The organism is Peribacillus sp. FSL M8-0224 (assembly GCF_038003055.1).
GTDB lineage: Bacteria > Bacillota > Bacilli > Bacillales > DSM-1321 > Peribacillus > Peribacillus frigoritolerans.
Genome location: NZ_JBBOOJ010000001.1, coordinates 3,632,339 through 3,658,123, shown reverse-complemented (window position 1 = coordinate 3,658,123; position 25,785 = coordinate 3,632,339). Strand labels below are relative to the sequence as shown.

Here is a 25,785-nt window from a genome sequence, read left to right as displayed (position 1 = left end):
TTGCGTTTTTATATAGAAGCTATAACTACATAAACCTGTATGACTGGAGGAAGACGGATTTGGATAAAAAGCTAGTGCTCATAGATGGAAACAGCATCGCATACCGTGCGTTTTTTGCGCTTCCGCTCTTGAATAATGATAAGGGGGTCCATACGAATTCCGTGTACGGATTCACCATGATGCTCAACCGCATTCTTGAAGAAGAAAAGCCGACGCACATACTTGTGGCATTCGATGCGGGTAAAACGACATTCAGGCATGCATCATTTAAAGAATATAAGGGGGGGCGCCAAAAAACGCCGCCAGAATTATCCGAGCAATTCCCTTTCATTCGGGAGCTGCTTGATTGTTTTCAAATAAAAAGGTATGAACTTGAGAACTACGAAGCCGATGATATTATCGGTACGCTGTCTTTACAAGCGGAAAAAGATGGTTTTGAAGTGAAGGTCATTTCCGGTGATAAGGATTTAACGCAATTATCCTCTCCTAGTACGACAGTTTCCATCACGAAAAAGGGGATTACTGAAATTGAGGAATACACTCCAAAGCATATACATGAAAAATACGGTCTATCCCCTTTGCAAATCATTGATTTGAAAGGGCTGATGGGAGATGCCTCCGACAATATCCCAGGCATTCCGGGTGTTGGTGAAAAGACTGCCCTTAAATTATTGCATCAATTCGAAACGGTTGAAAACCTTCTGCAGTCGATTGATGAGGTAAGCGGACAAAAATTGAAAGAGAAAATTGAAGAACATAAAGACCTGGCCTTATTAAGTAAAGAGCTGGCTACGATAACGAGGGAAGCGCCGCTTGAAGTTTCCGTTAACGAGACCGAGTACACTGGCATGGATCAGGATCGAGTCATCTCATTCTATAAGGAGCTTGGTTTTTCGACTTTGCTCGATAAATTGGATGTAACGGAAAGCGCACCGCTTGAACAGGAGAAGATAGAGGTGCACACTGCTGAAATGACAGAAGGAATGTTTGCGGATGAAAGTGCCTTGTATGTTGAAATTTTAGAAGATAATTATCATCGAGCCGACATAATAGGGATCGCCATCAGTAATGAACAAGGTCATTTTTACTTCAATGGAGAGGATGCTCTGAGTTCCGATGCATTTAAATCCTGGGCAGAGGATGAAACAAAAAAGAAAACGGTTTTCGATGCGAAGCGTACGGTCGTGGCACTGCGTCATCGGGGAGTCGAAATAAAAGGCATCGATTTTGATGTGTTTTTGGCATCCTATATCCTTGATCCGGCAGAGTCAGTGGACGAAGTTGCGGAAATCACGAAAACCCAAGGTACGATCCGGCTTGAAACAGATGATGTTTTTTATGGAAAAGGTGCAAAACGCAAAATACCTGAGGAAGCGGAATTGAGGGAGCATATCGCCAGAAAATCGAAGGCGATCTTTTCTCTGAAAGAACCGATGATAGATAAGCTGCAAGAGTTCGAGCAGTATCACCTATTTACGGAACTGGAGCTGCCATTGTCGATCATCCTGGCAAATATGGAATGGCAGGGAATCAAGGTGGACATAGGCCGACTGAAAAACATGGGACAGGAATTAGCCATTCGCTTAAGAAATATCGAAGCGCGAATTTTCGAATTGGCTGGAGAGGCGTTCAATATCAATTCACCTAAACAGCTTGGGGCCATCCTGTTTGAAAAGTTGGAGCTTCCGGTCATGAAGAAAACCAAAACAGGTTATTCGACTTCAGCCGATGTGCTGGAAAAACTGGAGAGCAAGCATGATATCGTTAAGGAGATACTGCTGTATCGCCAGCTTGGTAAGCTGCAATCCACTTACATTGAAGGATTGCTTAAAGTGGTCAATGGCAAAACGGACAAGGTGCACACCCGGTTCAACCAAGCATTGACCCAGACCGGCCGGTTAAGTTCTACAGATCCCAATCTCCAGAATATCCCGATCAGACTGGAAGAAGGAAGGAAAATCAGGCAGGCCTTCATTCCTTCCGAAAAGGATTGGATCATTTTTGCTGCCGACTACTCCCAAATCGAGTTACGTGTCCTGGCGCATATCGCCAATGACAGCGGATTGGTGGAAGCGTTCCAGGCAGGGATGGACATCCATACAAGGACAGCCATGGATGTATTCCATGTATCGGCAGATCAAGTCACTTCGAACATGAGGCGTCATGCCAAAGCGGTCAACTTCGGAATCGTTTATGGTATAAGTGATTACGGACTATCGCAAAGTCTTGGAATCACGAGAAAAGAAGCTGGAGAGTTCATCGAGAAGTATTTACGAAGCTTTCCAGGTGTTCAGGAATATATGGAAGAAAGCATACATGAGGCCCGTCAAAAAGGATATTGCACGACTCTGATGCAAAGAAGGCGATATATACCTGAGATAACAAGCAGGAATTTCAACATCAGGAGTTTTGCCGAACGGACAGCGATGAACACGCCGATTCAAGGCAGTGCCGCTGATATCATCAAGCTGGCCATGATCAACATGAATAAACGCCTGAAAAGGGAAGGGCTCAAAACGAGAATGCTTCTACAGGTGCATGATGAATTGATTTTTGAAACCCCTCCTGAGGAACTCGAAATCCTTAAAGTGATCGTTCCGGAGGAAATGGAGAATGCCATTGAATTGAACGTGCCCCTTAAAGTGGATTATGCTTTCGGGCCAACATGGTTTGATGCCAAATAATAAAAGATAGGTGATTGCAATGCCAGAACTTCCAGAAGTGGAAACAGTCAGAAGAACGCTAGAGCAGCTCGTACTCGGAAAAGAGATCAAGGAAGTGTCCGTTTTCTGGCCAAAGATCATTAAAGCGCCTGAGCCTGTCGAACAGTTTCAGGATGCCTTAAGGGGGCAGACGATTTCTGCAATAGGCCGTCGGGGCAAGTTCCTCATTTTCACCTTGGATGATTATTCGATGGTTTCGCATTTAAGGATGGAAGGGAAATACGGCGTCCATCCAAAAGAAGAGCCGTATGATAAGCATACCCATGTGATCTTCACTTTCACCGATGGCAGTGAACTTCGGTACAGGGATGTCCGGAAATTCGGAACGATGCATCTATTTGCCAAAGGGGAAGAATTTGAACAGTTGCCCCTGTTGCACTTAGGGCCTGAACCGTTGTCCGAAGATTTTACTGTCGAGGGGCTAAGCAGGAAGTTGGCAAGAACCAACAGGAAAATCAAGCCTGTTCTCCTTGATCAAACCGTTGTCGTCGGGATTGGGAATATATATGTGGACGAGTCGTTATTCCGTTCCGGTATCCATCCGGAGAGAATGGCATCTTCACTCTCGTTGCAGGAAATCGAAACGTTGCATGCTGAAATCATTGCGACGTTAGGTGAAGCTGTGGAAAAAGGCGGAAGCACGATTCGTTCATACATTAATTCCCAAGGGCAAATCGGCATGTTTCAGTTGGAACTGAATGTTTATGGACGAAAAGGCGAGAACTGCAAAACATGCGGCACGCCACTTGAAAAACTGGTTGTTGCAGGACGCGGCACACATATTTGCCCGTCATGCCAGCCGTTAAAATAGGTCATGTTTTTTCAAACACATCGGATGGGCTCCTTCCATATACTAGGGTAGCAACGAGTAGGGAAGGAGTAATATTCCGATGTGGCTACAAATTATTTTTCTCGCTTTTGCAGTTAGTATTGACGGATTTGGCGTCGGTTTGACATTCGGTATGCGGAAGATGAAAATCCCCTTAAGGTCAATAGCGGTCATCTCATTTTGTTCTGCATTGAGTTTAGGTATAGCGATGGTCATCGGACAATTCATCAGTCAGCTCATATCTATCGGGGCGGCTGAAAAAACAGGCGGCATCATCCTCATTTTTCTTGGTGCCTGGATGGTATACCAGTATTTTAAGCCTGAAAAAGATTTGAAAGATGATAGATATCATGAAAAGATCATCTTTAATTTTGAAATTAAATCACTTGGGGTAGTCATTAATATTTTACAAAAACCATTGAATGCCGATTTTGATAAATCAGGTACGATTACAGGTGTTGAAGCGCTTGTTCTGGGGTTTGCACTTTCGCTGGATGCGTTCGGGGCCGGAGTTGGAGCGGCTATGATCGGGATTTCACCGATCATCCTCGCAGGGTGCATCGCTGTTATGAGTTCGATTTTCATTTGGAGCGGAATTCAAAGCGGAAAATTGCTTTCGAATAATAAAGTTGTCCAGCATTTGACCTTTCTTCCAGGGGTATTATTGATTATCATCGGTTCATTCAAGTTATGATAAGGGTAAAAGGGGGGAGCTTATGGGACAAATCATCGGAATCACCGGAGGCATTGCCAGTGGGAAAAGCACCGTCAGCCTCTATTTACAGGAACTCGGATTCACGATTGTCGATGCAGATCTGGCTTCCCGTGCTGTCGTTGAGCCAGGTGAAGAAGCCTATCATCAAGTTGTGGAGGCATTTGGAGAAGATATCTTATTGACGGATGGGAATATAGATCGCGTAAAGCTCGGGTCGATCATATTTAATGATCAAGAAAAGAGATTGCTATTGAATGGCATCGTGCATCCTGCCGTCAGGAATTGGATGCGGCTGAAAACGAAAGCGGCACTATCATCAGGAGAAGAAACGGTGTTCATGGATATTCCGCTCCTATTCGAAAGCAAGCTGACATTCATGGTGGATAAAACGCTTTTGATCTATGTGGATGAGCAAGTTCAATTGGAGCGATTAATGAACAGGAATGGTCTTTCGGAGACGGAGGCACTTGCCAGGATCAATTCGCAAATGCCCTTGGCCGATAAAAAGGCCTTAGCGGATGCCGTCATCGATAATAATGGTGACATTAATGAAACGAAGCGGCAAGTGAAGGCCATACTTAGTGAATGGTATGTCATATAATCATGATAAAAAGAAGAAACCACCCGGTTTCTTCTTTTTATGTTGAAAAAATAAGAACAATCCGCATTTTTATTAGCACAATTCCTTTGAATTATGTTATACTAATTACATGTGAAAGGTAATAAGTATAACACTAATATTTCTGGAGGGTCCGAACAATGAATTCAAGAATAGCGATTAACGGATTTGGGAGAATTGGAAGAATGGTTTTCCGAAAAGCCATATTAGACGAGAGTTTGGACATTGTTGCCATAAATGCAAGCTATCCAGCTGAAACTTTAGCACACTTACTAAAATATGATACGATACATGGTAAATTCGACGGTATCATTATAGCTGAAGATGATTCACTAGTAGTGAATGGCCGCCGAGTAAAACTAATAAATAACCGCGATCCAAAGCTATTGCCTTGGAAAGAGATGAACATAGATATTGTAATTGAAGCCACTGGCAAATTCAATGATCGTTCTAAAGCGGCTCTTCATTTAGACGCAGGAGCAAAAAGAGTTATATTATCAGCCCCGGGTAAAAATGAAGACGTTACCATTGTAATGGGAGTGAATCAGGAGGTGCTGGAAATTGACAAGCATTTCGTCATATCCAATGCATCTTGTACAACGAACTGCCTTGGACCAGTTGCAAAAGTGCTTGATGAAAAATTCGGCATAGACAACGGTTTAATGACAACGATACATTCTTATACAAATGATCAAAATAATATCGATAACCCGCACAAAGACTTGAGACGTGCCCGTGCCGCTGCGGAAAGCATGATTCCTACGACTACAGGAGCTGCAAAAGCCATCTCACTAGTGTTGCCGCAATTAAAAGGCAAGCTTCATGGAATGGCGATACGCGTACCGACACCAAACGTATCTTTAGTCGATCTTGTTGTGGATTTAAACCGTGATGTCACGATTGAAGAAGTGAACCAAGCCTTCATCGATGCTTCAGAAAATGAACTCAAAGGAATCATGGAATTCACGATGGAACCTTTAGTTTCCAGTGATTTCAAAACGAATCCACACTCTGCAATCATCGATGGATTGACGACGATGATGATCGGGGACAGGAAAGTGAAGGTCCTTGCTTGGTATGATAATGAGTGGGGTTACTCCAACCGTGTAGTGGACCTTGTAAAATTGGTTGGCTCCGAGTTGAAAAAAATGTCCGAAGTCGAATTATCAGTAAAATAAAATGAAAAACCCGAGCCTGCTAAAATTTTTTAGCGGGCTATTTTTCATGCAGTGATCAATGAATTCCCGCCTGCTTTATGCTGCTGAATAAACCGAAGACGGAATTTGGTCCACATGGGAACCTTCGCTATATCCCCATTACATATAAAGTTTATCTTTCCAAAAATTAAATTTGGAGTTGCAAAAAAAATTCAAACCATATATACTATGAATCGTGAACTTCTTCAAAACGGTTTGCATGATGGCTACTTAAAGGGTTAGGACCTCTTTGGACTAACTTTCCCCCGTGGTAGTTATCAGAACTTATTTTTAAATCATGGTAAGGGGGAAGCTTAATATGGAAACAGCTTACACTATGGAAACAATGGGTAGACATGTCATTTCTGAACTTTGGGGTTGTGACTTTGAAAAACTGAACAATATCGATTTAATTGAAAAGATTTTTGTTGACGCTGCTTTGAAATCAGGTGCAGAGGTACGAGAAGTTGCCTTTCACAAATTTGCTCCACAAGGAGTCAGCGGGGTTGTCATCATTTCTGAATCACACTTAACGATTCACAGTTTTCCAGAACACGGCTATGCGAGCATTGATGTCTATACATGCGGTAACTTGGATCCGAATATTGCGGCAGATTATATTGCAGAAGCTTTGAATGCGCAAACACGTGAAAACATAGAATTACCACGTGGATTAGGTCCTGTACAAATGAAAAAAGCCAATATAAGTGCCCTATAAAAAAATGTATACACAGAGATGCCATGGGTGCATCTCTTTTTTAATGCAATGAATCGGCAGTCTGCTTCACTTTATTGGAGAGGATTGCCTTGTAGCACAATGCCCTTGGCAACGGTGCTTCAACGGCAGAACAAAAAGTGCCTGCTGCCGGAAGTTACACTTTTTACTTGTACTGTCCGTTCCTTTTAATATAAGATTAAGATAGAGAAGTAATTCCTTGGGGAACATTTAGATAGGGGATCCTACATAAAATACGGAGCTGATAATGATGAAATGCCCATCATGTCAATATAACGGAACAAGAGTGCTCGATTCCAGGCCAGTCGATGAAAGTAAATCGATTCGACGACGCCGTGAATGTGAGGCATGTGGTTTTCGATTCACGACATTTGAAAAGGTGGAGGAAACACCGCTTATTGTAGTGAAAAAGGGCGGGACACGTGAAGAGTTCAGTCGTGATAAAATCCTGCGTGGCTTAATCAGGGCTTGCGAAAAACGTCCGGTTCCCTTGAAAGAACTAGAGCAAATTACCAGTTATGTAGAAAAAGAACTACGCAACCAGGGCATATCGGAAGTGAAAAGCGACAGTGTCGGCGAAATGGTAATGGACAAGCTGGCAGAAGTCGATGAGGTTGCCTATGTAAGGTTCGCATCCGTCTATCGACAATTTAAAGATATCAATGTCTTTATTGATGAACTGAAAGATTTAATAAATAAAGAAAGAAAGTAGAGCTGAAGATTCACTTTGGCTCTTTTTTCACTACATCTTTTGAAAGGTTTGAATGGAGATGTCAATGCATTGGCAAGAATTGCTCCCAGCTGATTCATATTTGGTCTCATCTGCGGGGCTGCTTCATGATTATGATCGGAAAATACTTACCCGACTATATCAACCTCTTATTGGACCTATCTGCATTAGCCTATATATGACGTTATGGAGTGAGTTGGAGGAAAACAGGCTATGGTCGGAAACCTCCTCGCATTATCAATTAATGAATACCATCGGCCTTAAGTTAGGTGATATTTACGAAGCACGCCTTTTACTTGAAGGAATCGGCCTGTTGAATGTATATAAGAAATCGAAAAATGAAACGAAGGAATTCATTTATGAGTTAAACCCGCCGCTTTCACCTCAGCAGTTTTTCACGGATGGAATGCTGAATATTTACTTATACAAAAAAATCGGTAAAGCTCAATTCAACCGGTTAAAGAGATTCTTTTGTGATGACCATATCTTAACCGATCAATATGAAGGTGTGACTAAATCTTTTGCGGAAGTATTCTCATCAGATCATTTGGACTCTTTATATGTAACGGATGAAGCGAAAAACGAATGGAAACCGGTGCCTGAACAGCAATACATCGATCGGGCGGAAGGCGTTGAGCCATCGGGGTTTGATGACTTATTCGATTTTGACCTTTTATTTGCCGGGATGAAATCCTCGATCGTGCCGAAAAAGGCTTTTACTCCGAAAATAAAAAGTACGATTGCCAAACTCGCTTTTTTATATGGCATTGATCCGCTGGAAATGCAAAAACTAGTAATGGATGCCGTTTCATTGGATGATGAGATTGATGAGGAATTGCTTAGAAAGGCGGCAAGGGATTGGTACCAGATCGAACGGCAGGCCGATATGCCTTCCCTTGTCAATCGGGTGCAGCCAATTCGTGAACGGACACAAAAAGAAGAACCGAAAACAAAGGAACAAGAGTTAATCCGTCATTTGGAGACGATTTCCCCGAGGGAGCGGCTAATGCAATTGTCTGGCGGTGCAGAGCCGTCAAGCGGTGATTTGAAAGTGGTTGAGGGCGTGATGATCAATCAAAAGCTGAATCCGGGTGTCGTCAATGTCTTGATTGAATATGTCATGCTCAAAACGGATATGAAGTTCACGAAGGGTTATGTGGAAAAGCTGGCAGGCCATTGGGCACGGCTAAAGGTCTCAACAGTCGTCGAGGCGATGGAACTGGCCAAAAATGAACATAGGAAATATCAGGACTGGGCTCAAGGAAGCAGGAATGCTGCGAAGGGCAGCCGGAAAAAGGCGATACGGGAAGAAGTGGTTCCTGAGTGGCTTGAGAAAAAAGAAGAAGCACAGCAGGAGCAGAATGCGGATCAGCCTGAATTGGATGCCCAAAAACGCGAACTTCTGGAGAAATGGAAGCTGTGGAAAGCGGGAGGTGAAATGAACGATGGAAAAGATTAATAGGTCCCTTAATAAATTGGCCAATACAAATCAATTTCAACAGCGTTATGAAAAGCTGAAACAGGAGATTTTTGAAAACGAACAAGTGCGGTTATTCATGAATGCCAACAGCTCGACGGTCACGAAGGAAATGATTGATAAAAACTTGGGGAAGCTTTATGAGTTCACTTCACAGAGCAATAAGTGTGATAAATGTCCGAGCTTGGATGGCTGCATCAATATGATGCAAGGGTATTATCCTAAGTTGGTGGTTCAAGGAAAAGCCCTGAACCTGCATTATGAAGTCTGCCCGAGGAAATTGGCAGAGGATGAAAAGCGGAAACGGGAAAAGCTGATCCGCAGCCTGTATGTACCGAAGGATATTTTAAAGGCGAGCATTGAAGATTTTACCCAAACGGATAATGAAAACAAACGCTTGTCTGTCCTAAGTAAAGCGATGTCGTTCATTATGGAATATGAGCCGGGTAAAAGGCAAAAAGGCTTGTATATATATGGGAAATTCGGTGTTGGGAAAACGTACTTATTAGGTGCGATCGCCAATGAACTTGCAAAAAGGCAAATTTCCTCCCTTATAGTCTATGTACCTGACTATTTGAGGGAACTTAAGGGATCGATAGGTGATAATACAGTCAATGAAAAAATTGAAATGGTGAAAACGGCACCTATCCTCATGCTTGATGATATTGGAGCGGAATCCATGACGAGCTGGGGACGCGATGAGGTTTTTGGTCCGATTTTGCAATTTAGGATGCTGGAAAACCTGCCGACGTTTTTCACTTCGAATTTTGACTTGAATGGCCTGGAGAACCACCTGACCTTTTCACAGCGCGGTGAGAAAGAAGAAGTGAAGGCGGCCCGGGTACTGGAAAGAATTCAATATTTAGCTGAGCCGGTCAAGCTTGATGGCGTGAATCGGAGAAGATGAAGAAAAGTGGTCTCTTAATGGAGGTCACTTTTTTCTTCTTACAAGCCCCATCCTACTTCTAAACACGTCCACATCCCCATATACATGAAAAAAGAAGCAAGGGGGAAGGGGGGATGTCGTAGTGCAAATTTTGTTTCAAAACGATTCAGAGGCATTGAAATTACTGAATTTCGTTTCTGTCCATCCACTGGGGGCAGAATTTCAAGCATATATTCGATTTATTCCTCAACAAGGCATGCATGTGGATATGACGGAATCTTCAGGTGATGAATGGCTAATTCTGCTTCGTGATGCATTCCATTCTTTTTTATTGGAAGAAAAGACGCTTCCTGTTCTGGAGCAAATAATAGTCGGTAAATTTTTTTATAGGGAACGGGAAGAAATTGAAGCCATCATTGAAATTGCATCATCCATCATCGAGGCGGAAAGAGCCAGGAATCAAGATGAAGCATTCAGTACGGAGAAACGATTGATTGAGGAAGGACTTCAAAGCATTTTGGCTGGAAAGGTATCTTTTTCATTCGATTCTTTTACGACCTTCCGTTTAAAATCGTTTCAGCACACTTTGGAAAAGTATGTCGTCAAGGCGATTGATGAATATAAGCTGGAACAGGACTATCAAAATTTCATTGCTACGCTCCGGGATTGCCTTCAAGGGCAGGAGTCGAAATTAAGAAAGCTTCACCTGGTCAACCGGGATGGTTTTCACTTCTATGATCAGAAATTCAGCAAACTCGACCGTCCAAAAATCAATAGTATGATCGACAGGAGGCTTCTTGCCAAAAGCTCTCTTTTTCTCGATACGGTGATACTTGCCCCGCTTTTATCGATTGCTCCTGAAAACTTGTGCATCTATACCGATGACAAGGAAGAGGGGCTCATCCAGACCATTTCAAGGATTTTCGAAGAACGGGCGACTATCTTGCCACTTTCGTCATTTTCTATGCAGTTGAATGAACTTTCGTGGAAAAAAGAAAATTAACCTTGATTTTCACCGTATAACAAATTATAATTTCCTACATACTATTAAAAAACTAAAAGTTATGATGAGGACAAGGGTATTCTAGTCGCCGATTATCAGAGAGGGAAGCCAACAGGCTGTAAGCTTCCTATTCGCATGGAACACTTACCACCTTTAAACTTCGGCTCGGAAAGCAGGCATTCTGCGAATATGAGCTGACGGGAAGCTGCCGTTACCAAGTTACAAGTGCCATTTTGCCGTGAAAAGCAAGCTGGAACGAGGGTGGAACCGCGGGTTAATGATATTTATTACTAAGCTCGTCCCTGTTTTATACAGGGGCGGGCTTTTTTGTGTTGTAATGGAATCAAAAACCTGTAATTTGTTCGAACAAATAAGAAGGAGTGAAACTGAATGTCAGAACTACTAAAAATATCTTTTCCTGACGGAGCGGTCAAGGAGTTTGCTAAAGGCACAACAACTGAAGACATCGCTGCATCCATCAGTCCTGGTTTAAGGAAAAAATCCATTGCCGGAAAATTCAATGGTGAATTATATGATTTAAAACGTCAGATTGAACAAGATGGTACAATCGAAATCGTCACACAGGACGCAGCGGATGCTCTTGAAGTATTGCGTCACAGTACAGCGCACTTGATGGCACAAGCGATCAAACGTTTGTACAAAAACGCTAAATTCGGCGTAGGGCCAGTCATTGAGGGCGGCTTTTACTATGATATGGATCTGGAGGAATCATTGACTCCCGAAGACCTTCCATTGATTGAAAAAGAAATGAAGAAAATCGTCAACGAAAACTTGGCAATCTCCCGCATCGAAGTGAGTCGTGATGAAGCGATTTCCCGTTTTAAAGAAATCGGCGACGAGTATAAATTGGAGTTGATCGATGCGATTCCTGCCGATCAGCAGGTAACACTTTATGAGCAAGGGGAATTCTTTGACCTTTGTCGTGGAATTCATGTTCCTTCAACTGGGAAAATCAAAGAATTCAAGCTATTGAGCATCGCTGGAGCATACTGGAGAGGCGATAGCAAAAACAAAATGCTTCAACGCATTTACGGTACGGCTTTCTATAAAAAAGAAGATTTGGCCGAACACCTGCGTCTCCTTGAGGAAGCCAAGGAACGTGACCATCGTAAAATCGGCAAAGAATTGAACTTGTTCATGAGCTCACAGAAAGTGGGGCAAGGGCTGCCGATGTGGTTGCCAAAAGGCGCGACAATTCGCCGTACAATCGAAAGATATATCGTCGATAAGGAAGAACGTTTAGGCTATGACCATGTCTACACACCTGTAATGGGAAGCGTGGACCTTTATAAAACATCCGGACACTGGGATCATTACCAGGACGGCATGTTCCCGGTCATGGAGATGGAAAACGAACAGCTTGTACTGCGTCCGATGAACTGTCCGCATCACATGATGGTCTATAAAAACAGCATCCACAGCTACCGCGAACTGCCAATCCGGATTGCCGAGCTGGGCTTGATGCACCGCTATGAAATGTCAGGTGCCCTTTCAGGCCTTCAGCGTGTACGTGGGATGACATTGAATGATGCGCACATTTTCGTCCGCCCCGACCAAATCAAAGAAGAATTCAAGCGCGTTGTGAACCTTGTTCTGGAAGTATATAAAGATTTCGATATCAAGGATTATTCATTCCGTCTGTCTTATCGTGATCCTCAGGATACAGAAAAATACTTCGATGATGATGACATGTGGGAAAAAGCGCAAAGCATGTTAAAAGGCGCCATGGATGAGCTTGGTCTTGATTACTTTGAAGCGGAAGGTGAAGCGGCATTCTACGGTCCTAAGCTTGATGTTCAGGTGCGTACTGCCTTAGGGAAGGATGAAACGCTTTCCACTGTTCAGCTTGATTTCTTGCTTCCTGAACGTTTTGATCTTAATTATGTCGGTGAGGACGGCAAGCAGCACCGTCCGGTTGTTATCCACCGCGGCGTCGTTTCCACAATGGAACGTTTTGTCGCTTACTTGATTGAAGAATACAAGGGGGCATTCCCGACTTGGCTTGCACCTATCCAAGCACAAGTGATCCCGGTCTCACCTGAAGTGCACTTGGATTATGCGAAAGAAGTACAGGAAAAACTTAAAGCGCAAGGCATTCGTGTCGACCTGGATACACGTGACGAGAAAATCGGTTACAAAATCCGTGAAGCGCAAATGCAAAAAATCCCGTATATGCTGGTCGTTGGAGATAATGAAGCCAAAGAAGGCAGCGTGAATGTACGTAAATACGGTGAACAAAAATCCGAAACGATCGCTTTTGAAGATTTCGTTTCAGCGATTAAGGCGGAAGTGAGCCGTTAACAGCAAAAAGAGGGGCACATATAGTTGTGTCCCTCTTTTTAATTATGGCATGATGAAATCATCATGTGAAAATATGTACAGCAATGAAAAGGAGGGGCAGCATGAAAAAGAAATTTACTTATCTATTCGGACCGACATTCCTTGTCATCATCATCTTATTGTTATTGGATGGTTATCGACAATATGCCATCGTCCCGGTCCTGTTTTTTTGGATAGCGCTATTTTCTTGGGACGCCATTGAGAAAAAGAAAAAGGCGAAAGAAGACTCTTAACTTTGGATGGCTTTGGCCAGTATGGACTGTAACTAAAGGGGGAATGGGGATAAATGGAGATTAGAAAGGCTTCAAGGAAAGACGCGGGTAACTTGGCTGCTCTGATCAATCATGTAGAAGATTCCGGGTATATGCTGTTTAACCCTGGGGAAAGAAAAGCTACGGCGAAACAAATGGAAAAGCAATTGGAGCAAATCGAAAAAAATCCCCCTTCCATTGTCCTCGTTTCTGCTAGCGGCAATGAGTTGAATGGTTACCTAATCTTATTGGGCAATCAAATGGGCCGAACGAGGCATTCCGCCAAAATCGTCATCGGCATCCATGAACAGGATAGAGGAAAAGGCATCGGTCCGAAGCTATTTCAGAAAATGGAGGAGCATGCACGGACAAACGAAATACGGCGCCTGGAATTGTCCGTGATTGCAAACAACGCCCCTGCGCTTTCCTTATATCGAAAGATGGGGTTCGAAAAGGAAGGAATAAAGCGGGAATCACTGTTTTTTGATGGAAAGTATCATGATGAATATTTTTTGTCCAAATTACTTTAAAAAAACGTATTGTCAAATAACTGAATGTCTGATAATATTAATTTTGTTGTGAAAAACGAATAAATTAGCATTTGACAAGTCATCAGTGTTTATGATATATTTCTAAAGTGAATTGAATACGTGTTTGAGGAAAAGAAGAAGCACCCGCTTCTCACCTGGTTGACGCAAACAATGCAGTTAACAGGTCATGATTTGATTATTTGGATCTTTCTGAATGAGTCTATCAGTGTGGGTGCAACATGCATCCACACTTTTTTATTATGATTATATCCTGTAAGCGAGTTGTGAGCGTGACCGAATTTATTCAAATATTCGTATTCGCCAATATCTTTGGAGGTGGCTAACTATTAGTAAAGACGCGATGGTAAACGAGGGCATCCGAGCCCGTGAAGTTCGTCTTATTGACCAAAACGGAGAACAACTTGGAATTAAAACGAAATTCGAAGCATTGGAAATTGCCGCTCGTGTAAATCTTGATCTAGTTTTAGTTGCTGCAAATGCAAAGCCTCCGGTAGCCCGGATCATGGACTACGGAAAACACCGCTTCGAGCAGCAAAAGAAAGACAAGGAAGCACGTAAAAATCAAAAAGTCATCAGTCTGAAAGAGGTTCGTTTGAGCCCGACGATTGAAGAGCATGATTTCAATACGAAGCTTCGCAACGGTATTAAATTCCTTGAAAAAGGCGATAAAGTAAAAGCTTCTATCCGATTCAAAGGACGTGCCATTACGCATAAGGAAATTGGTCAACGTGTACTCGTTCGTTTTTCTGAAGCATGTAAAGAAGTGGCTACAATCGAGCAACACCCAAAAATGGACGGGCGCAGCATGTTCATTATCTTAGCACCGAAAAACGAAAAGTAATTGTAAAGTAATTTGTAATGAGGAGGAATACCTTATGCCTAAAATGAAAACTCACCGCGGATCTGCTAAACGTTTCAAAAAGACTGGATCCGGCAAACTTAAGCGTTCTAACGCTTACACAAGCCATTTATTTGCTAACAAATCTACTAAGCAAAAGCGTAAGCTTCGCAAAGCTAGCCTTGTAAGCAAAGGTGACTTCAAACGTATTCGTCATATGCTAGACAACATTAAATAAGTTCGATTTATCGAGTTAAATAGGAGGGAAATAACATGCCACGTGTAAAAGGCGGTACTGTTACTCGCAAACGTCGTAAAAAGGTAATAAAATTAGCTAAAGGTTACTATGGCGCGAAACATATTCTTTTCAAAGTAGCTAACCAACAAGTAATGAAGTCAGGAAACTATGCTTTCCGTGACCGTCGTCAAAAGAAACGTGATTTCCGCAAACTTTGGATCACTCGTATCAACGCTGCAGCACGCATCAACGGTCTTTCTTACAGCCGTTTAATGCATGGCCTAAAGCTTGCTGGTATCGAAGTGAACCGCAAAATGCTTGCTGATCTTGCTGTTGCTGACGAACAAGCTTTTGCTCAATTAGCAACTGCTGCTAAACAACAATTAGACAAATAAGTCTGACTGATACAGCCACTCTCTTTTCAAGAGGGTGGCTTTTTACATATTTAAAGGAGGGAATGGAATGCAAGGAGTATGGTTCATTGCTGCTTATATGATCATCACGAACATCATCGGCTTTGCCTTAATGGGAATCGATAAAAGGAAAGCGCGTAATGGGGAGTACAGGATCAGTGAAAAGACACTTTGGTTTTGGGCAGTCATAGGAGGAGGGACTGGATCCTTTTTGGGGATGAAGCAATTCCGCCATAAGACGAAGCATGCCGCTTTTAAGTGGGGCCTGCCTATATTGATGATTCTTCAGATAGGCTTACTGATTAAGTTATTCATTCAATTGTAATATGTAGCCCGTGTAGTGTATATGCTTGTAGAAGCAGCAAAGAGTAGCTGGAGGGAGAGCATGAATGATAAACTGACACTTGTGATGAGCTACGTTCAATCTGGAAGCGTGTTTGCACCGTTGATTTTTATCACTTTTCATTTATTAAGGCAATTTTTATTCATTCCCGTCATTGTGGTTTGCATGTCTGGAGGAGTATTATTCGGGGCAGCTTTTGGAACCATCTATTCGGTAATCGGTTTGACGCTGTCCAGCCTGGCCTTTTATTTCGTGATAGGCAAATTTCCGAAAACAAAGGATAGGCTGCTGAGGCTTAAGAATAAGCTGTTTGGAAACCGAAAGCTGAACAGCCGGCAAATTGCAGTACTCAGGCTAATACCATTCATACACTTTTATTTACTGTCGCTTTGTTTATTGGAATCCAATAAAGGACTGAAAAATTATTTTTACCTATCCTTCATGACCAATCTTCCTGTAGCATTCGTATACACGGTTTTTGGCCACTATATTGCAGATTTCAGTCCCACGCTGATCGTCATCATTTTATTATCCTTAACCTTATTGATCTATTTATTGAGAGAGAAGCAGACGGTCGTCCCCTGGAAGGAATTTTTTCGTTCAGATGATTAATATAGAGCCTTGAGTCCATTTTCCTCAAGGCTCTTCATTATGTGTGATTTTTTTCAATTTTGTAAGAACTCCTTGACCGGGCTCTTCCAATCAATAACGGCATCCGGATATTGTTTTTTTATGGCTGCCTCGATTTTTAAGAAATCATTTCGCTTCAAGCCTTTCAGGCCTGCCACTTTTTTAGGCCAAATGAAGATGGAGATGACCTCGAAGGAGCGTTCCGTCGTCCCTAAATACTTTTCCCCTTCAAACATCACCCCGTTGTACGTCAATAGAAAATTCTTTCGTATATTGGCTGTATCGTCGAGCAGAAAGAATTTTTTCTGTTCATGTGCCAGCTCTAATTTTCTTTTCGGATTAAATAGGTATTTAATGACTGTATAAATTAAGAAAATGATGAGAGCCAAAAGAATGAACCGCATGATCAATACCATGGAGCTACCTCCTTAAACAGAGTGATTCCCTTTCATTTACGTATGGGTTTTTAATAAGTTTCATTTATTTGATATAATTTAGGGGAAGACGAAGGAAAGAAGTGATGAAAATGAACATAAGTAAATTAATGGAAATGCAGGCGGCTTTGGATGAGCATATACAATCCAAGCATGATTTGGGCGCGGAAGACTTGGTGGAACGGAAGATACTTGCTCTTTTAGTGGAGCTTGGAGAGCTTGCCAATGAAACAAGATGTTTTAAATTCTGGAGTCTTAAAGGACCCTCTGATAAAGAAACGATTTTGGCTGAATACGTGGATGGCATTCATTTCATTTTGTCACTCGGGATCGAACGGGGATTTGTACCGGAAGCTCCATCTGCCCTAAAGTTCCATCAGGAGGATTTGACGGTTCAATTTACTTCCATTTACGGCTACATCAGTGAATTTCGCACACAGTTGACAGAGTCATCTTACCAAAAGGTTTTTACTGCTTATTTACAGTTAGGGGAGTTGCTTGGATTCTCCGCAGCGGATGTGGAAAAAGCATATGTAAGCAAAAATGAAGTGAATTACGAAAGGCAAAAGCAAGGCTACTGATTGTTTATGAAATCGTTTGTCTGTATAATTATTCTTGTAATGTAAGTTATAAGGAGGTAAGGGAATGGCTCAATTGGATGAAACGTTAAAGATGCTTGCTGCCTTAACGGATGCTAAAGGCATTGCAGGAAATGAAAGTGAAGTAAGAAAAGTGATGACCGAATACATAACACCATTTGCGGATGAAATATCGACAGATGGCCTGGGAAGTTTGATTGCCAAGAAAACGGGAGATGAAAACGGACCGAAAATCGTCGTTACCGGGCATATGGACGAAGTCGGTTTCATGATCACCCAAATTGATGATAAAGGATTTTTGCGTTTTCAGCCGGTAGGGGGCTGGTGGTCACAGGTAATGCTGGCCCAGCGCGTGACGATCGTTACAGGTAAAGGTGATATAACGGGCATTATCGGTTCCAAGCCGCCACATATCCTGTCAGCGGAGGCGCGGAAGAAGCCGATTGATATTAAGGATATGTTTATTGATATTGGTGCATCCAGTAAAGAAGAGGTTAAGGAATGGGGCGTCAAGCCAGGGGATATGGTTGTGCCATATTTTGAATTCACGGTTATGAATAATGAAAAGATGCTGCTCGCCAAAGCCTGGGACAATCGAATTGGCTGTGCAATCGCCATTGATGTGCTTAAACAGCTGAAAGATAGCGACCACCCTAACGTAGTTTATGGAATTGGCGCAGTGCAAGAAGAGGTCGGCCTGCGTGGCTCCAAAACATCCACATTCAAAATTCAGCCGGATATCGGTTTTGCCGTCGATGTCGGCATTGCTGGTGATACACCGGGGATTTCCGAAAAAGAAGCGATGAGTAAGATGGGGGAAGGCCCGCAAATCGTCATCTATGATTCATCGATGGTGGCACATAAGGGATTACGCGATTTCGTCACCGACACGGCTGGTGAAATGAATATTCCTTATCAATACGAATCGATTCCGGGCGGCGGGACGGATGCCGGCTCCATCCATTTAACGGCAAATGGTGTTCCCGCCCTGGCGATCACGATTGCCACACGCTACATTCATTCACACGCAGCAATGCTTCACAGGGATGATTATGAGAATGCAGTTAAGCTCATTGTCGAAGTGATTAAACGACTCGATCGTGAAGCGGTTGATCGGATCATTTACGAGTAATATAGTAAGTTAAAAATGGAGAGGCCTAATTTAGGTCCTCTCCATTTTCTTTTTCTTATTTCTACTTGTCTTCGACCATAATATAGACGGCTTTGATGGGTCCATGGACGCCGACGACAAGGTCCATTTCGATATCAGCCGAATTGCTCGGCCCTGTTATGAAATTGATGCAGGAAGGAACGACTTCGCCCCGGGTAACCTTTGAACGGATGGCCGCAGCAGCCTGGGTCATTCGCGGAACGATGGTGCTTTTTGGAATGATGGAAACATGGCAGGAAGGAAGGAAGCTGATGGAACGGCCGTGGTCCTTGTCGCTGAACAAGACGACGGTCGCTGATTCTGCTAGTGTCATCTCACTGAATGTGATTCCGATGTTAGCACTTTCTGCTTTTTCGATATTTTCATTCCCGGCTTGGTGATCCCATATATGGACATCTTTTTCCTTTAAGATACCCTCTAACCCATACTCGGTAAATCGATCGTCCTTAGGGATGATCACGGGTCCGTTTCCAAGTTCCTCGATCACCTGTGTTAAGCAATTCACCACTTGCTTGGAATCGGTAACGTGAAATGGAGTATGCACCCGTTTACATTGCTCCTTCAATTCCGCGACAAGATCATTTTGTGTTGCATGTTTCAAAACTTCTTTTTGGGGGGCATGCTTCCATTCCGGAACGGAGATGCCTTTCGTAATAGGAGCCCTTCCCAGGTTTTTGGCTATATTGTTTAAAAATGTCCCTTCATTATGGATGGTTCCATTCATGATGGTTTCCCTCCTTTTTCCCGATTTTTGAACCAGTCCCGAAAGCTCTCTTTTCCTGGAGCAGGGAACTCGCGGCTTTCTGTCCAAGTTTTGAGCGGTCCCGGTCCTTTCGAGATGATATCCCCGGTTTTAAAAGGTGACATCGCTGTTGGGGCCATTTTGGAGCCGAACTTATAAAGCATAGGCGATGCCGCACCAATTCCGAAGGCCTTCATGGCCATCTTTTCTGAAAACGGCGCCATTTTTTCTTTTTCAACGATGACTTCCCGATGCTTCCTCAGTAAATCATGGAGAGGAATCTTAACCGGACAGGCATCCGTACAGGCTGCACAAAGAGTGGAGGCATATGGCAGTTCCTTGAAATCATCATATCCTCCGAGTAAAGGTGAAAGCACAGCACCGATTGGTCCGGGGTATATTGAACCATATGAATGACCGCCAACCTGGCGATAGACCGGACAGACATTTATACAGGCAGCACAGCGAATGCATTGAAGAACGGATTGAAAATCAGTCCCTAAGATGGAGGAGCGGCCATTATCTACGATAACAAGGTGAAACTCCTCGGGTCCGTCTGCATCGCCTTCATCACGCGGACCGGTAAGTGCGGTGATGTAACTGGTCAATCTTTGGCCGACAGCGCTTCTTGTCAATAAGCTGACAAGGACTTCGAATTCATCGAATGTAGGTACAAGCCGTTCCATTCCCATCACGGTGATTTGCGTTTTTGGGAGGGCAGTGACCAAATCGGCATTTCCTTCATTCGTCACCAGTCCGATCGAGCCCGTTTCCGCAATCGCAAAATTACAGCCGGTAATGCCCACATCGGCGCTTAAAAAATCTTTCCGCAGAATGCCCCGCACATGGGCGGTAAGCTCCTCCGGTTTTTCGGTTTGCGTATAGGCAAGCTTTTCTTTAAAAACATCCCTGATCTGCTCTTTATTTTTGTGGAGCGCAGGTGCGACGATATGGGAAGGGGGATCATGATCATCCACTTGTAAAATGTATTCTCCAAGGTCCGTTTCAACGACATCGAGGCCAACTGCCTCAAGAGTTGCATTCAAATTGATCTCTTCCGTGACCATCGATTTGGATTTCACGACCTTTTTGGCATTCTTTTTTACAATGACATCCTTAATGTAGCCGCTTGCTTGTTCAGCGGTTTCAGCGAAAAAGACATGACCGCCCCTTTTCGAAACGTTTTCGGCAAGCTGGTGCAAATAGAAATCAAGGTTACTGAGTACATGCTGCCGGATTTCTTCCCCAAGGGATCGCCAATCCTCCCAGCTTCCCAATTCATCAGCGGCAGTCAGCCGCCGTCCGTGTAATCGTTCTTGGGCACTGGATACGGCCAATCGCATAAAGTCATTATGTATTCCTTCATCCACCCGGTCTTTAAATTTGGCAGAGCTGGTTTTCATAGCCATAAGTTTTTCCCTCCTCGCTTTCTTTAAATGCTATTCAGGACTTCCGCAATGTGAAGGACTTTCACCGGTTGCCCCTTCCTTTGGATCCGTCCGCCGATATTCATCAAACATCCTGCATCCCCGCCGATTAAAAAGTCGGCACCGGTAGCTTCAATATTGCATACCTTCTCCTCGACCATTTGCCCGGAAATGTCACCCATCTTAACCGAAAAGGTCCCCCCGAATCCGCAGCAGTTTTGGGCATCCGGAAGTGGTGTCATTTCCAGCCCCCTGACATGGCTTAATAAAATGGCAGGGGCTTCCTTCACCTTAAGCAGCCGTGTCATATGGCATGAAGTATGATAAGTGGCCTTTCCCTTGAGGGTCGCCCCGACGTCGGTCACTTTTAAGACATCCACGATGAATTGGGACAATTCATATGTTTTAGCAGCTAATGATGCCGCTTTCCTTTCCCATACGGCATCGCCTTTGAAAAGAACCGGATATTCCTTGAACATCGCTGCACAGGAACCGGAAGGGGTTACGATGTATTCAGCATCCGCGAACGTTTTAATCATCTTTTTCATGGCTTCCTTCGATTCCTTCGTATACCCGCTATTATATGCCGGCTGTCCGCAGCATATCTGGGACTCCGGGAAATCGATCTCACAGCCTAATCTCTCGAGTAGCTCCACTGTCGCTTTGCCGACATTGGATTGAAACAAATCCACTAAACATGTTGCAAAGAGAGTAACTTTCAATCTGAACTCCTCCTTTTTCAAAATAGGTTAACAGGTCATCTGATGACTAGAAAATGGAAAAAGGAAATGGCTAAGTGAAGATACCAATTTCCAAGATTTTTTAAATGAAGTAATCGTTTTCAAAATAATATATCAATTTAATCCTTTTTTGTATAGGGTATTTTTGAAATTTAAAGGAATGTCAATGATTCTTTTGCTGATTTTTTTGGATGACCCGGTCCAGCGATTCCTCGACGCTTTGAAGATGAAACAGCATGGCACTGCGGGCTCCGTCTTCATCCTGTGCCACGATTGCATCATATATCCTGACATGCTGCTGGTAAAGCTGCTTGAGTGTCATCTCTTCGGAATAAAGCGCAACCCGGCGGATATCACGCATCTTTTCCGTCATTAATTCTGAAACATGGTTCATCAATGTAATCAGCAGCTCATTTTGTGATGCGTTTGCCACGGCAACATGGAAGGAGATATCCGCTTTATCACTTAGCTCTTCATCATCCGAGACCTTGTCCATATTAAAAAGCATGTCCTTGAGTTCGATAAGGTTTTCTTCCGTTCTCTTCTTCGCTGCCACTTCTGCCGTACCGGACTCAAGGATTTTCCGAACTTCCAGTAAATGCTTGATATTGTCTTGATCCATCAAAAGGGCGGCAGACAATGGGTGGTTCATGATGGCAGGGTCGAAGGTTTTGACGAATGTTCCTTCACCTTGTTTTATTTCAATAAGACCCATTGAACTCAATGCACTTAATGCTTCGCGGATGGCCGGGCGCCCGACTTGGAAATTTTCCGCAAGCTGCTGAATGGAATCCAATTGTTCACCTGGTTTCAGGCTGCCTGACCGAATCATTTCATAAAGTTCATCGCTGACTTCTTCATAAATTTTTTTCGGCTTTATTTTTTTATATACCAAGTAGTAGCACCTCTATTTTCTATGAGTTTCTCTAGTTAATATTATATAACACAAATGATCTTTGACACTTCCAGAAGCGTTAAAAAATCAACAAAAAATAAAAAAAATCTTGATTTTATATTTTCAATCATTTAATTTAAATGAGTACTCATCAAGTCATCTGATGACTTTGAATATTTGAATATGTAAGGGGTTTCAATTAGCGTTTAATTTCTGAATTTTTTAAAAAATTTATTGAAAAAGGAGTCGAAATGAATGACATGGACACAAAACTTTACGCCGATTACCGATAATTTAGTTTTATCATCTCTTGCCGCACTCATTCCAATTCTTTACTTTTTCTGGGCGCTTACCATCAAACGCATGAAAGGTTACATGGCAGGTATAACCACGTTGCTTGTAGCTCTTGCAGTGGCTGTATTGATATATGGGATGCCTGCAGGAAAAGCAGTGATGTCCGCTTCACAAGGAGGCGTATATGGGCTGCTCCCAATCGGATGGATAATCATCACTTCCGTATTTTTGTACAAGATGACTGTTAAAAGCGGACAATTCAATATCATTCGTTCTTCTGTGCTTTCGCTTACGGAAGACCGGCGCCTCCAGGCATTATTGGTGGCATTTTCTTTCGGGGCCTTTTTAGAAGGTGCTGCGGGATTTGGAGCACCGGTCGCCATTTCAGCCGCGCTTTTAGTCGGTCTCGGCTTTAACCCGCTATATGCAGCCGGGATTTGTTTGATCGCGAATACCGCTCCGGTAGCATTCGGGGCGGTTGGAATACCGATCATCGCCATGGAAGGCCCTACTGGCATAGCCGCCATGGAGATTTCCAAAATGGTCGGCCGCCAATTGCCATTCCTTTCGGCTTTCATTCCGCTTTATCTCATTTTAATCATGACTGGGTGGAAGAGGTCGCTTGAGGTCTTGCCGGCAATTTTGGTTTCCGGAATTTCTTTTGCCATCACACAATACTTAAGTTCGAATTTTCTTGGGCCCGAATTACCCGACATCCTATCCGCGTTAGTGTCACTGTTTGCTTTGGCGATTTTCCTTAAATTCTGGAAACCTAAAACGATCTTTCGCTTTGCATCAGAGGAAACGGCAGCTGCTGTCGAACCATTATATACAGCCGAAACGGAAACAAAATACACGAAATGGCAGATATTCCATGCTTGGTCACCATTCCTTCTGTTAACGCTTTTCATCACAGTATGGGGGATGAACCCAATAAAGCCGGCACTATCCGGACATTATGAAGGCAACAATGTGCTGCTTGGCGGAATCAATGAAATCGGGAAACTATTAACCTTCCAAATCGAAGTGCCAGGTCTGCATAATGAGATAATCGGAAGCAATGGATTACCGATTGCGGCTTTCTATAAAATAGAATTGCTCGGAGCAGCCGGGACGGCCATTTTACTGGCTGCCATCGTAACGAAGTTCATCGCACACATGTCTGCAAAGGACTTTTATGGCACCTTTGTTGAAGCGATGAAAGAGTTGGCCAAACCAATCTTGATGATTTCTACCGTGGTCGCTTTTGCTTATGTGACGAATGCTTCAGGCATGTCGACAACATTAGGGATGACCCTGGCAAAATCGGGTGATTTATTTCCCTTCTTCGCACCTGTTCTCGGCTGGCTGGGTGTGTTCATTACCGGATCGGATACATCAGCCAACCTCTTATTTGGCAGTCTGCAGAAAGTGACTGCGCTTAAAGTGGGGATGGAACCGGTCCTGGCACTGGCGGCGAACTCTTCCGGAGGGGTCACCGGAAAGATGATTTCCCCCCAATCGATAGCGATAGCTTGTGCTGCCGTAGGATTGGCGGGCAGGGAATCGGAATTATTGAGATTCACGCTTAAACATAGCTTATTTTTATTGCTGCTTGTTTGTGTGATTACCTTCTTGCAAAATGGCGTCCTTTCCTGGATGATTCCATAAGTAGAATGAGGCTCCCTTTTCATCGGGGAGCCTCGAAATATTTTCAAGTCCATTCAAAAAAGGAGGACATATCATGCAATTGGCAGCTGTTGCAGGAAAATTGGTGCATGAGGTTCGAAAACTGATTGATGAGGAGATCATCATTATTGATCATGCTGGCATGATTATCGCCAGCACCGATGGCAGCCGTATTGGATCTTTTCATGAAGGGGCCATCCACGCTTTCAACAATCGTGAGAAATTGATCATCAATAAACAGGATGAACGAAGTTGGAAAGGAGTGAAGGCAGGGATAAACCTGCCTATTTTCTTTAATCAGGAAGCCGTTTGTGTCATTGGAATTACAGGTGACCCCAAACATGTTTCCCCTTATGCGGAACTATTAAAAAAGATGACGGAGATGTTCATTCAGGAAAGCTATCATATTGAACAAGCAGAATCCCAATCACGTCTGATGGAATTCTTTGTGTTTGAATGGCATCAGCTGCAGACGTTCAATGAGCACTTCCTTCAGAAGGCCAAGTTACTTGGGGTCGATGTTCATGCGGACCGGATCATCACCCTTGGTGAATTCAAGACGGAGGAAATCATTGAACCTCATGTATGGAGAACGCTTCAGATATTCATAAGACAGCAGCATCCCAATGACATCGCAGTACGTTGGGGGAGGAACCGATTCGTCATTCTTTCAATGGCCGATTTCATCGGTTCAAAAAACCAGCAATATATGAAACTAAGTAAACTGCAAAAAAAGCTGGAAGAGAGTTCGGGTTATAAAGTGTGTGCAGGAGTTAGTTCGCGTGCATCAGGATCCGCTTTCAGGCCAGCGTTTTTTAAAGCGGAACGTTCCTTGAAAATCGCGTCTTCTTCATCAGGTATCATATTTGACGAGGACTTAAAACTTGAGGTCCTGCTTGATGAAGTTACCGCTGAAACAAGACAGGAATATTTATCCCGGACGATTCAGGAGTTGCTTCCTAATGAGGAGCTGCTTAAAACCCTTACCATGTATTTTGCATGTGATCTATCTTTAAAAGAGACGGCTAGAGCCCTGCATATCCATATCAATACCCTCCATTACAGGCTCAAGCGCATAGAGGATTTGACCCGGCTGAATCCTAGGAAGCTAGCCGATTTAGTCACGATGTATTTAGCAGTAAGTGTATTGGATAAACATACAAATTAATTCTATGTAAAGCTCAAAACTTTATATGTTCATACATAGAAGGCCGAGTGTTTTTTTTCTTATACTTACATCATATTAAAAATCTAGAATTTCCTATGTTTATATGAG

27 protein-coding genes and 1 other annotated feature are annotated in these 25,785 nt (G+C 43.2%); of the genes, 22 read left to right on the top strand and 5 right to left on the bottom strand.

Annotated features, from left to right (window positions below; translation table 11 throughout):
• The first annotated feature begins 59 nt into the window (after positions 1 to 59).
• The 18 genes from polA to MKX49_RS17485 all read left to right on the top strand — a co-directional run bounded on the left by polA (position 60) and on the right by MKX49_RS17485 (position 16,521).
• Positions 60 to 2,684 carry a DNA polymerase I gene (gene polA / locus MKX49_RS17570; RefSeq protein WP_340877173.1) on the top strand — a complete coding sequence of 875 codons (2,625 nt, stop codon included), beginning with the start codon at positions 60 to 62 and terminating at the stop codon, positions 2,682 to 2,684.
• A 19-nt stretch (positions 2,685 to 2,703) separates the two neighbouring features.
• Entirely contained in the window at positions 2,704 to 3,534 is an 831-nt protein-coding gene (mutM, locus tag MKX49_RS17565) for a DNA-formamidopyrimidine glycosylase (RefSeq protein WP_048681155.1), read from the top strand.
• Between the two features lie 79 nt (positions 3,535 to 3,613).
• Entirely contained in the window at positions 3,614 to 4,246 is a 633-nt protein-coding gene (gene ytaF, locus MKX49_RS17560; protein ID WP_340877172.1) for a sporulation membrane protein YtaF, read from the top strand.
• A 22-nt stretch (positions 4,247 to 4,268) separates the two neighbouring features.
• Positions 4,269 to 4,868: a dephospho-CoA kinase gene (coaE, locus tag MKX49_RS17555; RefSeq protein WP_340877171.1), complete on the top strand. Its 600-nt coding sequence runs from the start codon at positions 4,269 to 4,271 to the stop codon at positions 4,866 to 4,868.
• Positions 4,869 to 5,026: 158 nt separating this feature from the next.
• Positions 5,027 to 6,064 (top strand): glyceraldehyde-3-phosphate dehydrogenase, encoded by a 1,038-nt coding sequence (locus tag MKX49_RS17550; RefSeq protein ID WP_048681161.1) that lies wholly within the window; start codon positions 5,027 to 5,029, stop codon positions 6,062 to 6,064.
• A 355-nt stretch (positions 6,065 to 6,419) separates the two neighbouring features.
• Positions 6,420 to 6,800, top strand: coding sequence for an adenosylmethionine decarboxylase (speD, locus tag MKX49_RS17545; protein ID WP_034311443.1), 381 nt, complete (start codon positions 6,420 to 6,422; stop codon positions 6,798 to 6,800).
• Positions 6,801 to 7,068: 268 nt separating this feature from the next.
• Positions 7,069 to 7,530 carry a transcriptional regulator NrdR gene (gene nrdR, locus MKX49_RS17540; protein WP_034309080.1) on the top strand — a complete coding sequence of 154 codons (462 nt, stop codon included), beginning with the start codon at positions 7,069 to 7,071 and terminating at the stop codon, positions 7,528 to 7,530.
• A 64-nt stretch (positions 7,531 to 7,594) separates the two neighbouring features.
• The gene (locus MKX49_RS17535; RefSeq protein WP_309138933.1) at positions 7,595 to 9,007 is read left to right on the top strand and encodes a replication initiation and membrane attachment family protein; all 1,413 of its coding nucleotides are present in this window, start codon (positions 7,595 to 7,597) and stop codon (positions 9,005 to 9,007) included.
• The gene (gene dnaI, locus MKX49_RS17530; RefSeq protein ID WP_048681168.1) at positions 8,994 to 9,932 is read left to right on the top strand and encodes a primosomal protein DnaI; all 939 of its coding nucleotides are present in this window, start codon (positions 8,994 to 8,996) and stop codon (positions 9,930 to 9,932) included. The genes MKX49_RS17535 and dnaI overlap by 14 nt, the downstream gene beginning before the upstream one ends.
• A 121-nt stretch (positions 9,933 to 10,053) precedes the next feature.
• Positions 10,054 to 10,914 (top strand): sporulation protein YtxC, encoded by an 861-nt coding sequence (ytxC, locus tag MKX49_RS17525; RefSeq protein ID WP_054400048.1) that lies wholly within the window; start codon positions 10,054 to 10,056, stop codon positions 10,912 to 10,914.
• A gap of 390 nt (positions 10,915 to 11,304) precedes the next feature.
• Positions 11,305 to 13,236: a threonine--tRNA ligase gene (thrS, locus tag MKX49_RS17520; protein WP_340877170.1), complete on the top strand. Its 1,932-nt coding sequence runs from the start codon at positions 11,305 to 11,307 to the stop codon at positions 13,234 to 13,236.
• A gap of 101 nt (positions 13,237 to 13,337) precedes the next feature.
• The gene (locus tag MKX49_RS17515) at positions 13,338 to 13,508 is read left to right on the top strand and encodes a hypothetical protein (RefSeq protein ID WP_153246102.1); all 171 of its coding nucleotides are present in this window, start codon (positions 13,338 to 13,340) and stop codon (positions 13,506 to 13,508) included.
• A gap of 53 nt (positions 13,509 to 13,561) precedes the next feature.
• Positions 13,562 to 14,056 (top strand): GNAT family N-acetyltransferase, encoded by a 495-nt coding sequence (locus MKX49_RS17510; RefSeq protein ID WP_048681181.1) that lies wholly within the window; start codon positions 13,562 to 13,564, stop codon positions 14,054 to 14,056.
• Positions 14,057 to 14,182: 126 nt separating this feature from the next.
• Positions 14,183 to 14,319, top strand: a sequence feature (ribosomal protein L20 leader region).
• A 98-nt stretch (positions 14,320 to 14,417) separates the two neighbouring features.
• Positions 14,418 to 14,918 carry a translation initiation factor IF-3 gene (infC, locus tag MKX49_RS17505; protein WP_034309072.1) on the top strand — a complete coding sequence of 167 codons (501 nt, stop codon included), beginning with the start codon at positions 14,418 to 14,420 and terminating at the stop codon, positions 14,916 to 14,918.
• Positions 14,919 to 14,952: 34 nt separating this feature from the next.
• Positions 14,953 to 15,153 carry a 50S ribosomal protein L35 gene (gene rpmI / locus MKX49_RS17500; RefSeq protein ID WP_034309070.1) on the top strand — a complete coding sequence of 67 codons (201 nt, stop codon included), beginning with the start codon at positions 14,953 to 14,955 and terminating at the stop codon, positions 15,151 to 15,153.
• Positions 15,154 to 15,188: 35 nt separating this feature from the next.
• Positions 15,189 to 15,548, top strand: a complete 360-nt coding sequence (rplT, locus tag MKX49_RS17495) for a 50S ribosomal protein L20 (RefSeq protein ID WP_034309067.1) — start codon at positions 15,189 to 15,191, stop codon at positions 15,546 to 15,548.
• Between the two features lie 67 nt (positions 15,549 to 15,615).
• Positions 15,616 to 15,891 (top strand): DUF1294 domain-containing protein, encoded by a 276-nt coding sequence (locus MKX49_RS17490; RefSeq protein ID WP_048681184.1) that lies wholly within the window; start codon positions 15,616 to 15,618, stop codon positions 15,889 to 15,891.
• A gap of 60 nt (positions 15,892 to 15,951) precedes the next feature.
• On the top strand, positions 15,952 to 16,521 hold the full coding sequence (locus MKX49_RS17485; RefSeq protein ID WP_048681189.1) for a TVP38/TMEM64 family protein: 570 nt from the start codon (positions 15,952 to 15,954) through the stop codon (positions 16,519 to 16,521).
• Between the two features lie 53 nt (positions 16,522 to 16,574).
• On the opposite strand, the gene MKX49_RS17480 is transcribed toward MKX49_RS17485, so the two are convergent.
• Positions 16,575 to 16,955, bottom strand: coding sequence for a hypothetical protein (locus MKX49_RS17480; RefSeq protein ID WP_048681192.1), 381 nt, complete (start codon positions 16,953 to 16,955; stop codon positions 16,575 to 16,577).
• A 110-nt stretch (positions 16,956 to 17,065) separates the two neighbouring features.
• Here MKX49_RS17480 and MKX49_RS17475 point away from each other — a divergent pair, with 110 nt between their 5' ends.
• On the top strand, positions 17,066 to 17,554 hold the full coding sequence (locus MKX49_RS17475; RefSeq protein WP_340878566.1) for a dUTP diphosphatase: 489 nt from the start codon (positions 17,066 to 17,068) through the stop codon (positions 17,552 to 17,554).
• Between the two features lie 64 nt (positions 17,555 to 17,618).
• The gene (locus MKX49_RS17470; protein ID WP_340877168.1) at positions 17,619 to 18,704 is read left to right on the top strand and encodes a M42 family metallopeptidase; all 1,086 of its coding nucleotides are present in this window, start codon (positions 17,619 to 17,621) and stop codon (positions 18,702 to 18,704) included.
• A 61-nt stretch (positions 18,705 to 18,765) separates the two neighbouring features.
• Here MKX49_RS17470 and MKX49_RS17465 read toward each other — a convergent pair whose 3' ends face one another.
• The 4 genes from MKX49_RS17465 to MKX49_RS17450 all read right to left on the bottom strand — a co-directional run bounded on the left by MKX49_RS17465 (position 18,766) and on the right by MKX49_RS17450 (position 22,547).
• Positions 18,766 to 19,470, bottom strand: a complete 705-nt coding sequence (locus MKX49_RS17465; RefSeq protein WP_249595215.1) for a LutC/YkgG family protein — start codon at positions 19,468 to 19,470, stop codon at positions 18,766 to 18,768.
• On the bottom strand, positions 19,464 to 20,894 hold the full coding sequence (locus MKX49_RS17460) for a LutB/LldF family L-lactate oxidation iron-sulfur protein (RefSeq protein WP_340877167.1): 1,431 nt from the start codon (positions 20,892 to 20,894) through the stop codon (positions 19,464 to 19,466). Before MKX49_RS17460 ends, MKX49_RS17465 begins: the two co-directional genes overlap by 7 nt.
• 23 nt (positions 20,895 to 20,917) lie before the next feature.
• Positions 20,918 to 21,634, bottom strand: coding sequence for a (Fe-S)-binding protein (locus MKX49_RS17455; protein WP_053535898.1), 717 nt, complete (start codon positions 21,632 to 21,634; stop codon positions 20,918 to 20,920).
• 181 nt (positions 21,635 to 21,815) lie between these two features.
• Positions 21,816 to 22,547 (bottom strand): FadR/GntR family transcriptional regulator, encoded by a 732-nt coding sequence (locus MKX49_RS17450; RefSeq protein ID WP_072273362.1) that lies wholly within the window; start codon positions 22,545 to 22,547, stop codon positions 21,816 to 21,818.
• Between the two features lie 255 nt (positions 22,548 to 22,802).
• Here MKX49_RS17450 and MKX49_RS17445 point away from each other — a divergent pair, with 255 nt between their 5' ends.
• Positions 22,803 to 24,491: an L-lactate permease gene (locus MKX49_RS17445; RefSeq protein ID WP_340877166.1), complete on the top strand. Its 1,689-nt coding sequence runs from the start codon at positions 22,803 to 22,805 to the stop codon at positions 24,489 to 24,491.
• A 73-nt stretch (positions 24,492 to 24,564) separates the two neighbouring features.
• Positions 24,565 to 25,677 (top strand): PucR family transcriptional regulator, encoded by a 1,113-nt coding sequence (locus tag MKX49_RS17440; RefSeq protein WP_106025983.1) that lies wholly within the window; start codon positions 24,565 to 24,567, stop codon positions 25,675 to 25,677.
• Positions 25,678 to 25,785 lie beyond the last annotated feature (108 nt).

What these genes read in the sequence shown, in the direction of transcription:
- mutM (WP_048681155.1), top strand. Translation starts at nt 2,704, where the DNA reads ATGCCAGAACTTCCAGAAGTGGAAACAGTCAGAAGAACGCTAGAGCAG.
- ytaF (WP_340877172.1), top strand. Translation starts at nt 3,614, where the DNA reads ATGTGGCTACAAATTATTTTTCTCGCTTTTGCAGTTAGTATTGACGGA.
- coaE (WP_340877171.1), top strand. Translation starts at nt 4,269, where the DNA reads ATGGGACAAATCATCGGAATCACCGGAGGCATTGCCAGTGGGAAAAGC.
- MKX49_RS17550 (WP_048681161.1), top strand. Translation starts at nt 5,027, where the DNA reads ATGAATTCAAGAATAGCGATTAACGGATTTGGGAGAATTGGAAGAATG.
- speD (WP_034311443.1), top strand. Translation starts at nt 6,420, where the DNA reads ATGGAAACAATGGGTAGACATGTCATTTCTGAACTTTGGGGTTGTGAC.
- nrdR (WP_034309080.1), top strand. Translation starts at nt 7,069, where the DNA reads ATGAAATGCCCATCATGTCAATATAACGGAACAAGAGTGCTCGATTCC.
- MKX49_RS17535 (WP_309138933.1), top strand. Translation starts at nt 7,595, where the DNA reads ATGCATTGGCAAGAATTGCTCCCAGCTGATTCATATTTGGTCTCATCT.
- dnaI (WP_048681168.1), top strand. Translation starts at nt 8,994, where the DNA reads ATGGAAAAGATTAATAGGTCCCTTAATAAATTGGCCAATACAAATCAA.
- thrS (WP_340877170.1), top strand. Translation starts at nt 11,305, where the DNA reads ATGTCAGAACTACTAAAAATATCTTTTCCTGACGGAGCGGTCAAGGAG.
- MKX49_RS17515 (WP_153246102.1), top strand. Translation starts at nt 13,338, where the DNA reads ATGAAAAAGAAATTTACTTATCTATTCGGACCGACATTCCTTGTCATC.
- MKX49_RS17510 (WP_048681181.1), top strand. Translation starts at nt 13,562, where the DNA reads ATGGAGATTAGAAAGGCTTCAAGGAAAGACGCGGGTAACTTGGCTGCT.
- infC (WP_034309072.1), top strand. Translation starts at nt 14,418, where the DNA reads ATGGTAAACGAGGGCATCCGAGCCCGTGAAGTTCGTCTTATTGACCAA.
- rpmI (WP_034309070.1), top strand. Translation starts at nt 14,953, where the DNA reads ATGCCTAAAATGAAAACTCACCGCGGATCTGCTAAACGTTTCAAAAAG.
- rplT (WP_034309067.1), top strand. Translation starts at nt 15,189, where the DNA reads ATGCCACGTGTAAAAGGCGGTACTGTTACTCGCAAACGTCGTAAAAAG.
- MKX49_RS17490 (WP_048681184.1), top strand. Translation starts at nt 15,616, where the DNA reads ATGCAAGGAGTATGGTTCATTGCTGCTTATATGATCATCACGAACATC.
- MKX49_RS17485 (WP_048681189.1), top strand. Translation starts at nt 15,952, where the DNA reads ATGAATGATAAACTGACACTTGTGATGAGCTACGTTCAATCTGGAAGC.
- MKX49_RS17480 (WP_048681192.1), bottom strand. Translation starts at nt 16,955, where the DNA reads ATGGTATTGATCATGCGGTTCATTCTTTTGGCTCTCATCATTTTCTTA.
- MKX49_RS17475 (WP_340878566.1), top strand. Translation starts at nt 17,066, where the DNA reads ATGAACATAAGTAAATTAATGGAAATGCAGGCGGCTTTGGATGAGCAT.
- MKX49_RS17470 (WP_340877168.1), top strand. Translation starts at nt 17,619, where the DNA reads ATGGCTCAATTGGATGAAACGTTAAAGATGCTTGCTGCCTTAACGGAT.
- MKX49_RS17460 (WP_340877167.1), bottom strand. Translation starts at nt 20,894, where the DNA reads ATGGCTATGAAAACCAGCTCTGCCAAATTTAAAGACCGGGTGGATGAA.
- MKX49_RS17445 (WP_340877166.1), top strand. Translation starts at nt 22,803, where the DNA reads ATGACATGGACACAAAACTTTACGCCGATTACCGATAATTTAGTTTTA.
- MKX49_RS17440 (WP_106025983.1), top strand. Translation starts at nt 24,565, where the DNA reads ATGCAATTGGCAGCTGTTGCAGGAAAATTGGTGCATGAGGTTCGAAAA.